General features: G+C 65.7%; 12 protein-coding genes and 1 pseudogene. 3 read left to right on the top strand and 10 right to left on the bottom strand.

All coding sequences use genetic code 11. From position 1 onward, the window contains the following. Positions 1-11: 11 nt before the first annotated feature. The 8 genes from hscB to uvrB form a co-directional block, all read right to left on the bottom strand. Entirely contained in the window at positions 12-539 is a 528-nt protein-coding gene (hscB, locus tag Q0716_RS00115) for a Fe-S protein assembly co-chaperone HscB (protein ID WP_299018368.1), read from the bottom strand. Further along, the gene (gene iscA / locus Q0716_RS00110; RefSeq protein ID WP_299018366.1) at positions 532-855 is read right to left on the bottom strand and encodes an iron-sulfur cluster assembly protein IscA; all 324 of its coding nucleotides are present in this window, start codon (positions 853-855) and stop codon (positions 532-534) included. Before iscA ends, hscB begins: the two co-directional genes overlap by 8 nt. Positions 856-935: 80 nt before the next feature. Further along, entirely contained in the window at positions 936-1,328 is a 393-nt protein-coding gene (gene iscU, locus Q0716_RS00105; RefSeq protein WP_299018363.1) for a Fe-S cluster assembly scaffold IscU, read from the bottom strand. Positions 1,329-1,359: 31 nt separating this feature from the next. Then, on the bottom strand, positions 1,360-2,580 hold the full coding sequence (locus Q0716_RS00100; RefSeq protein WP_299018361.1) for an IscS subfamily cysteine desulfurase: 1,221 nt from the start codon (positions 2,578-2,580) through the stop codon (positions 1,360-1,362). Positions 2,581-2,617: 37 nt separating this feature from the next. Then, positions 2,618-3,151 carry a Fe-S cluster assembly transcriptional regulator IscR gene (gene iscR, locus Q0716_RS00095; RefSeq protein WP_299018358.1) on the bottom strand — a complete coding sequence of 178 codons (534 nt, stop codon included), beginning with the start codon at positions 3,149-3,151 and terminating at the stop codon, positions 2,618-2,620. A gap of 131 nt (positions 3,152-3,282) precedes the next feature. Further along, positions 3,283-5,232: an ATP-binding protein gene (locus Q0716_RS00090; RefSeq protein ID WP_299018356.1), complete on the bottom strand. Its 1,950-nt coding sequence runs from the start codon at positions 5,230-5,232 to the stop codon at positions 3,283-3,285. Next, a complete protein-coding gene (locus Q0716_RS00085) occupies positions 5,229-5,882 on the bottom strand; it encodes a response regulator transcription factor (protein ID WP_299018354.1) in 654 nt (217 codons plus the stop codon). Before Q0716_RS00085 ends, Q0716_RS00090 begins: the two co-directional genes overlap by 4 nt. 59 nt (positions 5,883-5,941) lie before the next feature. Further along, positions 5,942-8,020, bottom strand: coding sequence for an excinuclease ABC subunit UvrB (gene uvrB, locus Q0716_RS00080; protein WP_299018351.1), 2,079 nt, complete (start codon positions 8,018-8,020; stop codon positions 5,942-5,944). Between the two features lie 134 nt (positions 8,021-8,154). Here uvrB and Q0716_RS00075 point away from each other — a divergent pair, with 134 nt between their 5' ends. The 3 genes from Q0716_RS00075 (at position 8,155) to rsxB (ending at position 11,539) form a co-directional block, all read left to right on the top strand. Then, positions 8,155-9,351 carry an amino acid aminotransferase gene (locus Q0716_RS00075; RefSeq protein ID WP_299018349.1) on the top strand — a complete coding sequence of 399 codons (1,197 nt, stop codon included), beginning with the start codon at positions 8,155-8,157 and terminating at the stop codon, positions 9,349-9,351. A gap of 119 nt (positions 9,352-9,470) precedes the next feature. Next, entirely contained in the window at positions 9,471-10,856 is a 1,386-nt protein-coding gene (gene phaZ, locus Q0716_RS00070) for a polyhydroxyalkanoate depolymerase (RefSeq protein WP_299018347.1), read from the top strand. Then, positions 10,853-11,539, top strand: a complete 687-nt coding sequence (rsxB, locus tag Q0716_RS00065) for an electron transport complex subunit RsxB (protein ID WP_299018342.1) — start codon at positions 10,853-10,855, stop codon at positions 11,537-11,539. The genes phaZ and rsxB overlap by 4 nt, the downstream gene beginning before the upstream one ends. A gap of 44 nt (positions 11,540-11,583) precedes the next feature. Here rsxB and Q0716_RS00060 read toward each other — a convergent pair whose 3' ends face one another. Next, positions 11,584-12,804, bottom strand: a complete 1,221-nt coding sequence (locus Q0716_RS00060) for a cytochrome P450 (RefSeq protein ID WP_299018338.1) — start codon at positions 12,802-12,804, stop codon at positions 11,584-11,586. Continuing rightward, positions 12,801-13,304 (bottom strand): annotated as a pseudogene (locus tag Q0716_RS00055) (biotin synthase); the annotation flags it as partial. The gene Q0716_RS00060 and the pseudogene Q0716_RS00055, both read right to left, overlap by 4 nt.

Here is a 13,304-nt window from a genome sequence, read left to right as displayed (position 1 = left end):
TGCGGCGTCCATCAGGCCGACTCCAAGCGCGCCTGCAGCGCATCGGCAAACCGCTCGATGAACATGAGCGCACGCACCTGGCTGACGGCTGCGCGTGCATCGCCACGCTGATCGATGGCTTCGGCCAGCAGGGCCAGACGCCGCGCGCGTTCGTCTTCGACCTCCTGCAGCAAGCGGTGGAGCTGCGCTGGCGTTTGCGCTTCGTCGAGCGCCTCGCGCCATTGCATTTGCTGCATCAGAAAGTCCGCCGGCATCGCGGTGTTGGACTCGGCATCGACGGGCACGCCCTGCAATTCGCACCAATAGGCGGCACGCCGCAAGGGGTCGCGCAGACGCTGATACGCCTCGTTGATGCGCACCGACCACTGCATGGCGATGCGCTGTGCGGCAGCAGCCTGGTGGGCAAAACGATCCGGGTGCGCCAGCCGCTGCAGCTGTTTCCAGCGCTCGTCGATCTGGGCGCGATCCAGCGCAAAGCGCCGCGGCAGCCCGAACAGTGCGAAGTCGTCGTCGTGCAGCGACGGCGCGGCCTCAGACACGGAACGACTCGCCACAGCCACAGCGATCCCGCTCGTTCGGGTTGTTGAACTTGAATCCCTCGTTGAGCCCCTCGCGCACGAAATCGAGCTCGGTGCCATCGAGGTACGGCAGGCTCTTGGGATCGACCAGGATCTTGACCCCGTGCGCCTCGAACACCACGTCCTCGGGCGAGATGTCGTCGGCATACTCCAGCTTGTAGGCCAAGCCGGAGCAGCCCGTGGTCTTGACCCCCAGGCGCACGCCCACCCCTTTGCCCCGACGGGCCAAGTATTTGGAGACGTGCCGCGCGGCGGCTTCGGTAATGGTGACGGCCATGTCGTGATGGGGTATTCGATGCGGTCGAAAAAAACGCTGCCAGAGCGCGCCGCGGCACGCCCGGCGTTTGGCAAGCGCGCTCAGGCGGTGGTGGCGTGCTTCTTCTTGTAATCCTCGACCGCCGCCTTGATGGCGTCTTCGGCCAGGATCGAACAGTGTATCTTCACCGGCGGCAATGCCAGCTCCTCGGCGATCTGGCTGTTCTTGATTTGCACCGCCTCGTCCAGCGTCTTGCCCTTGACCCATTCGGTCACGAGCGAGCTGGAAGCGATGGCCGAGCCGCAGCCATAGGTCTTGAAGCGCGCGTCCTCGATGACGCCCGTTTCGGGATTGACCTTGATCTGCAGCTTCATCACGTCACCGCAGGCGGGCGCGCCCACCATGCCGGTGCCGACGTTGTCGTCGCTCTTGTCGAAGCTACCGACGTTGCGCGGGTGTTCGTAGTGGTCGATGACCTTGTCGCTGTATGCCATGGTGTGTTCTCCTGGAGGGTATACCGCGGACTCAGTGCGCGGCCCACTGAATGCTGTTGAGGTCGATGCCTTCTTTGTACATCTCCCACAGCGGCGAGAGTTCGCGCAGTTTCTCGACGTTGGCCTTGATGGCCTCGATGGCGTAGTCGATTTGCTCCTCGGTCGTCCAGCGACCGATGGTCATGCGCAGGCTGCTGTGGGCGAGTTCGTCGCTGCGGCCGAGCGCGCGCAACACGTAGCTGGGCTCGAGGCTGGCCGAGGTGCAGGCCGAGCCACTCGAGACGGCCACGCCCTTGATGCCCATGATGAGCGACTCGCCCTCGACGAAGTTGAAGCTCATGTTGAGATTGTGCGGCACACGCCGGGTCGGGTGACCGTTGAGGAAAGATTGCTCGATCTGGCTCAGGCCGGCGTAGAGCCGATCGTGCAGGCGCTGGATGCGGGGCAACTCGGTGGCCATTTCAGCCTTGGCGATGGCGAATGCCTCCCCCATGCCCACGCACTGGTGGGTGGCGAGCGTGCCGGAGCGCAGGCCGCGCTCATGCCCGCCGCCGTGCATCTGTGCCTCCAGCCGCACGCGCGGTTTGCGCCGCACGTACAAGGCGCCAATGCCCTTGGGGCCGTACGTTTTGTGCGAGGCCAGGCTCATCAGATCCACCGGCAACGTCTGCAGGTCAATGGGCAGCTTGCCCGTGGCCTGGGCCGCATCGACGTGGAAGATCACACCCTTTTCGCGGCAGATGCGCCCGATGGCCTCGATGTCCTGGATGACGCCAATTTCGTTATTGACGTACATGACGCTGGCCAAGATGGTGTCAGGCCGGATCGCATCCCGAAACGCGTCCAAGTCCAGCAAGCCGTACTGATCGACGTCCAGATACGTGACTTCGAAGCCCTCACGCTCGAGATGGCGACAGGTGTCGAGCACCGCCTTGTGCTCGGTCTTGACGGTGATGATGTGCTTGCCCTTGCCTTGATAGAAGTGCGCCGCCCCCTTGAGGGCGAGGTTGTTCGATTCGGTGGCGCCACTGGTCCAAACGATCTCGCGCGGATCGGCCCCGATCAAGTCGGCCACCTGCTCGCGGGCGTGTTCGACGGCCTTTTCGGCCTCCCAACCCCAGGCGTGGCTGCGCGAGGCGGGGTTGCCGAAGTGCTCGGTCAGCCAGGGCACCATCTTGTCCACCACGCGCGGGTCCACCGGGGTGGTGGCGCTGTAGTCCAGATAGATGGGAAAGTGCGGGGTCTTGCTCATGGAAAACTCCAAAAATCGGTTACTCGGCCAACCGCGGTCACTTCGCACCGGCCGTGGCCAGCGCAAACACGGAGTTGGGGGCGTTGACCCGCAGCGGCTTGACCACGGGGTTGGGCGAGATGGCCCGCTTGATGGACGGCGGCGGCTCCACCGCCACCCCTTTGGCGAGCTGGTCATCGACCAGCTTTTGCAGCGTGACCGAGCGCAAAAACTCCACCATACGGTCGTTGAGCTCGGCCCACAAATCGTGCGTCATGCAACGCTGGCCGTCGCCGTGGCAGTTTTCCTTGCCACCGCACTGGGTGGCGTCGATCGGCTCATCGACCGACAGAATGATGTCGGCCACCGTGATTTCGGACGCCTTGCGCCCGAGCGTATAGCCGCCACCGGGGCCGCGCGTGGACTCCACGAGGCGGTGCCGACGCAGTTTGCCGAACAACTGCTCTAAATAGGACAGCGATATGTGCTGACGCTGGCTGATGGCAGCCAGCGTCACGGGACCGCTGGCCTGGCGCAGTGCCAGATCGATCATCGCCGTGACGGCGAATCGGCCTTTGGTGGTCAGGCGCATGGCAAACTCCTGGTGAGACCCGACGGATGAGGGAATGTGCGTGCATTCCCGACTGTTTCGCTCGAGTATACCAAAAGCCGAATGTTTTGGTCGGGAATCGACCCTACCGCCAGCCGGGGCGATCGGTGGCGTCAGGCGCTCGGCTGCAGCCAGTCGGTATCCACCTCCGCGGGGCGGGCGTGCACCGCAAAGGCAAACTCGATTCCGGTGCCGGGATGGGCATCGTAGAAGCGCACGCTCGCGCCGATCTTGGCCGCGCGCGTCAAGACGTTGCGCAAGCCGCGGCCAGTGCTGTTGCGCACCTCTGGGGGCGGCAAGCCCACCCCGTCGTCCTCGATCGAGAGAATGACCTGATCGTCGCGCTGCCAGGTGCTGACCGTGATGCGGCGGGCTTTGGCGTGTTTGACGACGTTGGCAAAAATCTCCTGCAGACAGCGAAACAGGTGCAGCACGCCGCGCGCGTCGAGCTGCTCCAGGGGGGCGACTTCTTGCACCTCCCAGCGCAGCTCGATGCCCACCCCTTCTAGTGCGGGGGCGAGGCGCCGACGCAAGGTGCCCAGAATGGCGGGCAGATCCCCCTCCATGGGCTCGAATGAGTCCAACGTCAGCCGTAGCTCGTCGAGCGCTTGGCGCAACATGGAGGCCAACGCCTCTCGGTCGAGCTGGGCAGACGGGTTACGCACCAGGTTGAGCGTCTGCACCAACTGGCTGCCCAAACCGTCGTGCATATCGCGCATCAGGCGCTGGCGCTCGGCCTCGACGGCGCGCTGACGTTCGGCCGCCTGCAACTGCATGAACGCCGCACGCAGCTCGTTTTCGCGCACCGACACGGTCTGCGACAACGTCTCGTTGAGCCGGTGCACCGTGCGCGCCCAAGCCGTGGCACGCTCGACCAGCACCCACCCCATGGTCAGGATCAGGGCGGCGCCTCCCACCGACATCCAGCGCAGGTCCCCATCGCCGGGAAAGTTCAGCTGCACGACCAGAAAGTCGCGCACGCCAGTGGCCAGCGTGAACAGTGCCGCCAGCGTCACCAACCTTTGGTTGTCGTCATAAGCGCGCCGCCGCGCCACGTCCACCACCCCCGCCAGCAGCGCGAGCGCGGCAAACACCGTCAACGCCCCCGCCCAGAGGCGAACATAGTCGTAATCCTGCGTCCACAGCGCCCAAATGATCCACAATGGCGTTGCGGCAATGGCGAGCCACGCCCCCACCCGAACCCAGCGCAGGCGATGCCCGAACAGATGCTCCACCGTCAGGATGAAAAAGCCGACGAAGGCGGCAAACATGACGCGGTGCCAGAAGAACACCATTTCGTGCGACAAGGGTGGCTCGACCACCGCGAGCAACACGGTCCGCATCGCATGCGCCAGGGCCGCCAGCGCGATGAGGATGAACAGCCGTTCACGCAGCGCGCGCCACAGAAACAGCGCCAACCCGCCCACGAAGAATGACAGCGCCGCCATGATCCACGACCCCGTGGACTGCCACAGCATCAGCACGCGGTGGCGCTGCATCAGTGCGTCGTGATCCCCCAACTGCACGGCCGACAGTCCGCTGCGCTCGAGAAAACGCCCCTGCACCTCGACACGCAAGACGTTGTCGCGTGCGTCGGACGCCAGCAAGGCCGATGGCAACGCAACCAGGTGCGGCTGCGATGCCGCCAGCACGGTGCGATCCCGGGGGGCGTACCAGCCGAACTGAAACACCTCGTGCCCGTTGAGCAGGACCCGAAACCGCGTGCCCACGCGCGGCAGCAGCAGTGCCAACCGCGTACCCTCGGGTGACGCATACGCGAGCCCCTCGGGCCACTCGAGCTGGTAATCGACCCGTTCGCGCCAGGCGGGGCTCTCGTCATCCAGCACGTGCGGCAGGGCAATGGCCCGCGGGGGCACGTGCGGATCCAGCGGCAAGCTGGCCTGTGCGTGCGCGATTCGATAGACCCCCGGCAGAGGCACCGGCTGCGACACCCAGTGCAGCGCCCCGAGCAACAGCAAAAACACCAACCCCACCCACCACGCCACACTGCCCTGGGCGGCGTCTGCGGTCGGGCGAGGTGGCTGCCCGGTGGTGGCACTCACAGCAACCCCCGGGCCTGCGCGGCGCGCACCACTTGTACGCGCGTGCGTACCGCCAGCTTGCGGTACAGGTTTTTAATGTGGGTACTCACCGTCGCCACGCCGATGCCCAGCCGTTGCGCGATTTCCTTGTTGACGTAGCCTTGCGCCACCAGGCGCAGCACGTCCGTCTCGCGCTCGGACAGCACGGGGGCAGGCCCTTTGGTGGCCGTGGCATCGCTGTCGATGGCGCGAAACTGTTTGAGCAGCATGCGCGCCAGCAACGGCGAGATGGGCGCGCCCCCCTCGCGGATCTGCTCAATCGCCGCGATCAACTCGTCTTCGGTGCAGCCCTTGAGCACATAGCCGGTGGCGCCCATCTGCAAGGCGCGAATCAGACGCGACTCGTCACCAAAAACGGTGAAGACCAACAGCTCGGCCTCGGGTTTGACCTCGGCCAGCAGGCGCAATATATCTTCCCCGCGCCCATCCGGCAGTCCGAGGTCGACCAGAAAAACGTCGGCCAGGCTGCGCGGAGCCATCATCTCGGCGTGGGCGAAGGTATCCGAATACCCCACCAGCCGCCACTGGGGCCGCTGCCGCAGGGCGCTCTCGACGAAGCGCAGAATGGTGCGGTCGTCCTCGATCAGATAGATCCTCGTGATGTCCGACATGCGTGCATTGTGGACAATTCGGCGCCGCCTTCGCCTCCCCCAAACGGGGGAGGCTGCCATCAGACGGTGGGCGGCGTGACGTTTTCCGTCCCGTGCGCGCCCAGCACCCGATCTTTCAGCCGCGCCAGTTGGTCGCGCACCCGCGCCGCCGCTTCGAACTCCAGGTTGCGCGCGTGCTCGAGCATTTGCTTTTCCAGCCGTTTGATTTCGCGCGCCAAGGCTTTTTCGTCCATCTCCTCCACCCACGCCTCGGCGGCGTGCACCGCGGCTTCCTGGCGCGCCGCCTCCATCGCCTTGTCGCTCATGACGCCGTCGATCAGGTCCTTGATGCGCTTGGTCACCCCGCGCGGCGTCACCCCGTGCGCGGCGTTGTAGGCCAGTTGCTTGGCGCGGCGGCGCTCGGTCTCGTCGATGGCGCGGCGCATCGAGTCGGTGATGGTGTCCGCGTACAAGATCGCCATGCCATTGAGGTTGCGCGCCGCGCGGCCGATGGTTTGGATCAGACTGCGCTCGGCACGCAAAAACCCTTCCTTGTCCGCGTCCAGAATGGCCACCAGGGAAACCTCTGGAATATCAAGCCCTTCCCGCAACAAGTTGATGCCCACCAGCACATCGAACGCGCCCAGGCGCAAATCGCGGATGATCTCGACCCGCTCGACGGTGTCGATGTCGGAGTGCAGGTAGCGCACGCGCACGCCGTTTTCGGTTAGGTAGTCGGTGAGCTGCTCGGCCATGCGCTTGGTCAGCGTGGTCACCAGCACCCGCTCGTTGCGCTGCACGCGCAGGTGGATTTCGTGCAGCACGTCGTCGACCTGGTGCGTGGCCGGCCGCACCTCGACCACCGGGTCGAGCAAGCCGGTCGGTCGCACCACCTGCTCCACCACCTGCGAGGAGCGGCGCAGTTCGTAGTCGCCCGGCGTGGCTGAGACGAAGATGACCTGCCGCATGCGCTGCTCGAACTCCTCGAACTTCAGCGGCCGGTTGTCCAGCGCGCTGGGCAGGCGAAAACCGTAGTCCACCAACGTCTGCTTGCGCGCGCGGTCGCCGTTGTACATCCCGGCGAGCTGGCCGATCATGACGTGGCTCTCGTCCAGAAACATCAGCGCATCGCGCGGCAAATAGTCGGTCAGCGTGCTGGGCGGCTCCCCGGGTGCGGCCCCCGAGAGGTGCCGGGTGTAGTTTTCGATGCCCTTGCAGTGGCCCACCTCGACCAGCATCTCCAGGTCGAAGCGCGTGCGCTGCTCCAGCCGCTGGGCCTCCAGCAGCTTGCCGGCGGCCACCAACTCTTTCAGGCGGGCGTCGAGTTCGAGCTTGATGCTCTCGACGGCCTGCAGCACCTGTTCGCGCGGCGTCACGTAGTGACTGCTGGGGTAGATGGTAAAGCGCGCCAGCTTTTGCCGCACGTGCCCGGTGAGGGGGTCGAACAGCGCCAGCGACTCGACCTCGTCGTCGAAGAGCTCGATGCGCAACGCCAGTTCGGAGTGTTCGGCCGGGAAGACGTCGATCGTGTCGCCGCGCACCCGAAATTTGCCACGCACGAACTCCTGCTCGTTGCGCTGGTACTGCATGCGCACCAACTGGGCGATGATGTCGCGCTGTCCCAGGCGGTCGCCCCGGCGCAGCGTGAGGATCATGCGGTGATAGTTCTCGGGCTTGCCGATGCCGTAGATGGCACTGACCGTGGCGACGATGACCACGTCGCGCCGCTCCAGCAAACTTTTGGTGCACGACAGGCGCATCTGTTCGATATGCTCGTTGATGGCGCTGTCTTTCTCGATGTAGAGGTCGCGCTGGGGAACGTAGGCCTCGGGCTGGTAATAATCGTAATAGCTGACAAAGTATTCGACGGCATTCTTCGGAAAGAACTCGCGAAATTCGCTGTAAAGCTGTGCAGCCAAAGTTTTATTGGGCGCAAAGACGATGGCCGGGCGCCCCAGGCGGGCGATCACGTTGGCCATGGTGAAGGTTTTGCCCGACCCCGTCACCCCCAGCAGGGTCTGAAATACCTCGCCTTCACGCACACCTTCGACCAACCGCTCGATCGCCTCCGGCTGGTCACCAGCGGGCGGATAAGGCTGGTGCAGCACGAATGGCGAGTCTTCGAAGGTGACGAGCTGGCCAGTAACCGGGGCATTCAAGGGGGCACTCCTGGCGAAATGAACGATCGATGGCGGCAAGTGTACGGGCACACCCCGATGGTCCAGACGCACGCGCAGCGCCCGTCTGCCCGATACAATGAGGGGTTTGTCCCAACCACCCAGGTGTTGCTGTCATGTCCCTGTTTGCTGCCGTCGAAATGGCCCCGCGCGACCCGATTCTGGGTCTGAACGAACAGTTTGCCGCCGACCCCCGGCCCAACAAAGTCAACCTCGGTGTCGGCGTGTACTACGACGACGATGGCAAACTGCCGCTGCTGCGCTGCGTGCAGACGGCAGAGCAGCGCCTGATGGAAAAGCCGACGCCGCGCGGCTACCTGCCCATCGACGGCATGCCCGCGTACGACAACGGGGTCAAGGCCTTGGTGTTTGGCGCCGACAGCGCGGCGGTTCGCGACGGCCGTGTGGCCACGGTACAGGCCCTGGGCGGCACGGGCGGCCTCAAAATCGGGGCGGACTTTCTGCACAAACTCAACCCCGGCGCACGCGTGCTCATCAGCGACCCGAGCTGGGAAAACCACCGGGCCCTGTTCACCAATGCCGGCTTCACGGTCGACACCTACGCCTACTACGACGCCGCGCGCCGCGGCGTGAACCTGGACGGCATGCTGGCGAGCCTTCGCGCCGCCGAGCCTGGCACCATCGTCGTGCTGCACGCCTGCTGCCACAACCCCACGGGCTACGACCTGACGCCCGCCCAGTGGGACGACGTCATCGCCGTGGTGCGTGAGCGCGGATTGGTGCCCTTCTTGGACATGGCATACCAGGGCTTTGGCCATGGCATCGCCGAGGACGGCGCGGTGGTGGGCAAGTTCGTGGCAGCGGGGCTGGACGTCTTCGTCGCCACGTCGTTTTCCAAGAGCTTCAGCCTCTACGGCGAGCGCGTGGGGGCGCTGTCGGTCGTGTGCGCGAGCAAAGACGAAGCCGAGCGTGTGCTGTCGCAGCTCAAGATCGTGGTACGCACCAACTACTCCAATCCCCCGACACACGGCGCGGCCGTGGTGGCCACGGTGCTCAACACGCCCGAGCTGCGCGCCCTGTGGGAGCAAGAGCTGGGCGAGATGCGCACCCGCATCAAGGCCATGCGGCAGCGGCTGGTCGATGGGCTTGCGGCCGCTGGTGTGCGGCAGGACATGTCCTTCATCACGCAGCAGATCGGCATGTTCAGCTACTCCGGCCTGAGCAAGGAGCAAATGGTGCGCCTGCGCACCGAGTTTGGCGTCTACGGCACGGACACCGGCCGCATGTGCGTGGCCGCGCTCAACAGCCGCAACATCGACCACGTCTGCCAGTCGATCGCGGCGGTGCTCTGACCCACCAAGTCGCGCCGACGGCTGTCCCCGATGTGACCCGCCATCGGGGATGAGCCGTATGGCAGGCGGAGGCACTTCCTGTTATATTTGCTGCACCGCAACAATTCCGAGCGACGGCCATGCTGTATCACCTCTACGAAGCCCAGCGCGCCCTGATGGAGCCTTTCTCCGACTTCGCGCAGGTGGCAGCCAAGCTGTTCGCCAACCCCAGCTCTCCGCTGGCGCAGACGCCGTTTTCGCAACGCATCGCTGCAGGCTACGACCTGCTGCACCGTCTGGGCAAAGACTACGAAAAGCCCGAGTTCGGCATCCGTCACATCGACATCGACGGCGTGCACGTCGCCATCCATGAGCGGGTGGAGATCGAAAAGCCGTTTTGCGAGTTGCGACGTTTCAAACGCTACGCCGACGACCCGCAAACCCTGCTGCGTCTGAAAGAGCAGCCGGTGGTGTTGATCGTGGCCCCGCTGTCGGGTCACTACGCCACGCTGCTGCGCGACACGGTGCGCACCATGCTGCGCGACCACAAGGTCTACATCACGGACTGGAAAAATGCGCGCATGGTCCCGCTGTCGCAGGGGGATTTCCACCTCGACGACTACGTCAACTACGTGCAGGAGTTCATTCGTTACCTGCAAAAGTCCTATGGCCAGTGCCACGTCATGAGCGTGTGCCAGCCGACGGTGCCGGTGCTGGCGGCGGTGTCGCTGATGGCCAGCCGCGGCGAAAAAACCCCCTTGTCCATGACGATGATGGGCGGGCCGATCGACGCCCGACGCTCGCCCACGGCAGTCAACAATCTGGCCGTGCAGCGCAGCTACGAGTGGTTCGAAAACAACGTCATCTACCGCGTGCCGCCAGGGTTTCCCGGTGAAGGACGGCGCGTGTACCCGGGCTTTTTGCAGCACGCTGGCTTCATCGCCATGAACCCGGACCGCCACGTCAACAGCCACTACGACTACTTCCAGCATCTGATCCAGGGTGACAACGAAAGCGCCGAGGCGCACCGGCAGTTCTACGACGAGTACAACGCGGTGCTGGACATGGACGCGAACTACTACCTGGAGACCATCCGCACGGTGTTCCAGGAGTTCAAGCTGGTGCACGGCACCTGGGACGTGCGCGCACCCGATGGCACGCTGGAGCGGGTGCGCCCGCAGGACATCCGGAACACGGGGCTGCTGACGGTCGAAGGCGAGCTGGACGACATCTCCGGCAGCGGGCAGACGCGCGCGGCGCATGACCTGTGCTCGGGCATCGAGTCCCGCGATCAGCGTCATTTCGAAGTCGCGGGGGCCGGCCATTACGGCATCTTCAGCGGGCGGCGCTGGCGCGAGAAGGTCTACCCCGTGGTGCGGGACTTCATCCTGGCGCACCAACCGCCGGCGGGTGGCGCCGATGTGGCCGCTGCCCAGGCCGAGGCCGATTTGATGGCGTCTGCCATCCGCCGGGACGAGCCGGCGCCGACGCGCGGCCGCCGCCGCAAGACCGAACCGGGGGCATGAGCGCGGGCGACGCAAACGCCAGCGCCCCGACGCTGGCCGACCGCATCGATGCCGCCCTGCCGCAGACGCAGTGCACGCGCTGCGGCTATCCGGATTGCCGCCACTATGCCGAGGCGATTGCCCGCGGCGAAGCGGACATCGACCAATGCCCGCCGGGGGGCGAAGAAGGCGTGCGGCGGCTGGCGGCGCTGACCGGCCGTGCGCCCAAACCCCTAAACCCCGCCCACGGGACCGAAGGCCCGATGGGCGTCGCCGTCATCGACGAGACCTGGTGCATCGGCTGCACCCTGTGCATCAAGGCCTGCCCGACGGACGCCATTGTGGGCGCCAACAAGCGCATGCACACGGTGTTGGAGCCCTATTGCACGGGCTGCGAACTGTGCATTCCCGTGTGCCCTGTGGACTGCATCAGCCTGGAGAACGTGAGCGGCGCGGCCACGGGCTGGGCAGCGTGGTCGCCCAAGCAAGCGGACTTGGCGCGTTCACGCTACCAGTGGCACTTGCAGCGCACCCAGCGCGACGCTGCCGAACACCAGGACCGGCAGGACAAGAAGGCCCAGGACAAACTGGCCAACCTGGAAGAACATTCCAAGCACACCGATCCGGCCATGCTGGACAAGAAACGCGCCGTGATCGAAGCAGCCCTGGCCCGTGCGCGTGCGGCGCGGCAGGCCAAGAGCTAAACCATTTGTGGCGCGCCCGAGCCGATTCGGGCGCTTGGGCTGCGTCAGGCCACGCGCAAAGGCAGCGCGGCCAGCCCCCGGTAAAGCGGGTTGCGGTTGCGCAGCGGCACCCCATCGAGTTGCAGCCCGGGCTTGTGCACGGCCAGCGCGCGCAACACGGCTTGCGTTTCCATTTGCGTGAGCGCAGCCCCTATGCAGATGTGCGCACCGCTGCCGAACGACAGGGCGCCAGGGTTGGCGCGGTCGATTTGCAGGGCGTCAGGGTTGCTGTGGCGGGCAGAGTCGCGGTTGGCGGAGCCGATCAACGGCAGGATCAGGTCGCCCCGCTGAACGGCTTGGCCGCACAGCGTCATGGCGCGGGTGGCACGGCGGCCGGTCCACTGCACGGGGCTGTCGAAGCGCAGCAATTCACGCACGGCGTTGCCCGCCAGTTCTGGTTGCTGGCAAAGCAGGCGCCATTGGCCGGGGTGCGAGAGCAAGGCGTGTAGGCCGTTGCCCAGCAGGTTGCGGGTGGTTTCATACCCGGCGAACAGCAGCATGGCGCACTGGGCCAGCAGTTCCAGGCTGGATTCGATCTGCCCCTGCGCTTCAGCTTGCAACAGGCGGCTCACCAGGTCGTCGCCCAGGTGCTGGCGGCGCCAGGGCAACAGTTCGCGCTCGAAGTACGCGGTCATCTCCAGCAGGCTGCGCTGGGCACGCAGCAGCTGGGCATGCTCAGGCTGCGCAGCGCCAATGAATACCGCGATGTCGTCGCACCAGCGCATGAAGGTGGCGTCCAGCGCTGGGTCCACGTTCATCAAACGGCCGATGACGCGCGCGGGCAGCGGCCGCGCTATCTGCGCCATGAAGTCGAACGGGCCATCGAGCGCAAGCACACGCTCGGCCACGGTAACGTCCATCCAGGCTTGCATCTGGGCCAAGGCATCAGGCCGGAAGGCGGGCATGAGGATCTGGCGCAGACGGCCATGGTCGGGCGCGTCCAGAAAGAGCATGGCGCGCGCGAACAGGCTTTGGAAGGGGCGCAGTTCGGCCCGGCCTTGCTGCGCGGCGGCCATGACCCAGCCGCCCGTGCGCTGTGCGGAAAGCGCCGGGTCGCGCAAGGCCGCCTCAACATCGGCATGGCGGGTGAGCAGCCACGCGCCGCCAAAGAATTCGTCGCTCCACAGCATGGCGCCCTCTTCGCGCCACGCCTGGTAGGCGGGGTACGGGTTGTCGAGGAAGGCTTCGTCTATCGACGGTGCCGTGACGGCCTCGGCCAGTGTCATGCTTCGGCGCCCGCTACCTCGGTGCCCTTCACCTCGGGGCGCTCGCCCAGGGGTTTGAGGCCCAGGCGCTCGAACAGGCGGCGGTCACGCTGGGCCTGGGGGTTAGTGGTGGTGAGCAGGCGGTCACCGTAGAAGATGGAGTTGGCACCCGCCGCGAAGCACAGGGCTTGCAGGGCGTCGTCCATCTGTTCGCGGCCTGCCGACAGGCGCACCATGGTGGTGGGCATGGTGATGCGCGCCACAGCGATGGTGCGCACGAACTCGAAGGGGTCGATGGGTTCGGCGTCGGCCAGCGGGGTGCCAGGCACGGCGACGAGGTTGTTGATGGGCACGGACTCGGGGTACGGGTCGAGGTTGGCGAGCTGGGCAATGAGGGCTGCGCGCTGGGTGCGCGTCTCGCCCATACCCACGATGCCGCCACAACACACGTTGATGCCCGCCTGGCGGACGTTGTCGAGCGTGTCGAGCCGGTCCTGGTAGGTGCGGGTGCTGATGATGCT

The organism is uncultured Tepidimonas sp. (assembly GCF_938045175.1).
Taxonomy (GTDB): Bacteria; Pseudomonadota; Gammaproteobacteria; order Burkholderiales; family Burkholderiaceae_C; genus Tepidimonas.
Note: the sequence above shows the minus strand (reverse complement) of the source record. Positions and strands in the feature narration are given on the sequence as shown.

What these genes read in the sequence shown, in the direction of transcription:
- Q0716_RS00085 (WP_299018354.1), bottom strand. Translation starts at nt 5,882, where the DNA reads ATGTCGGACATCACGAGGATCTATCTGATCGAGGACGACCGCACCATT.
- Q0716_RS00060 (WP_299018338.1), bottom strand. Translation starts at nt 12,804, where the DNA reads ATGACACTGGCCGAGGCCGTCACGGCACCGTCGATAGACGAAGCCTTC.
- phaZ (WP_299018347.1), top strand. Translation starts at nt 9,471, where the DNA reads ATGCTGTATCACCTCTACGAAGCCCAGCGCGCCCTGATGGAGCCTTTC.
- rsxB (WP_299018342.1), top strand. Translation starts at nt 10,853, where the DNA reads ATGAGCGCGGGCGACGCAAACGCCAGCGCCCCGACGCTGGCCGACCGC.
- iscU (WP_299018363.1), bottom strand. Translation starts at nt 1,328, where the DNA reads ATGGCATACAGCGACAAGGTCATCGACCACTACGAACACCCGCGCAAC.
- Q0716_RS00100 (WP_299018361.1), bottom strand. Translation starts at nt 2,580, where the DNA reads ATGAGCAAGACCCCGCACTTTCCCATCTATCTGGACTACAGCGCCACC.
- iscR (WP_299018358.1), bottom strand. Translation starts at nt 3,151, where the DNA reads ATGCGCCTGACCACCAAAGGCCGATTCGCCGTCACGGCGATGATCGAT.
- iscA (WP_299018366.1), bottom strand. Translation starts at nt 855, where the DNA reads ATGGCCGTCACCATTACCGAAGCCGCCGCGCGGCACGTCTCCAAATAC.
- Q0716_RS00075 (WP_299018349.1), top strand. Translation starts at nt 8,155, where the DNA reads ATGTCCCTGTTTGCTGCCGTCGAAATGGCCCCGCGCGACCCGATTCTG.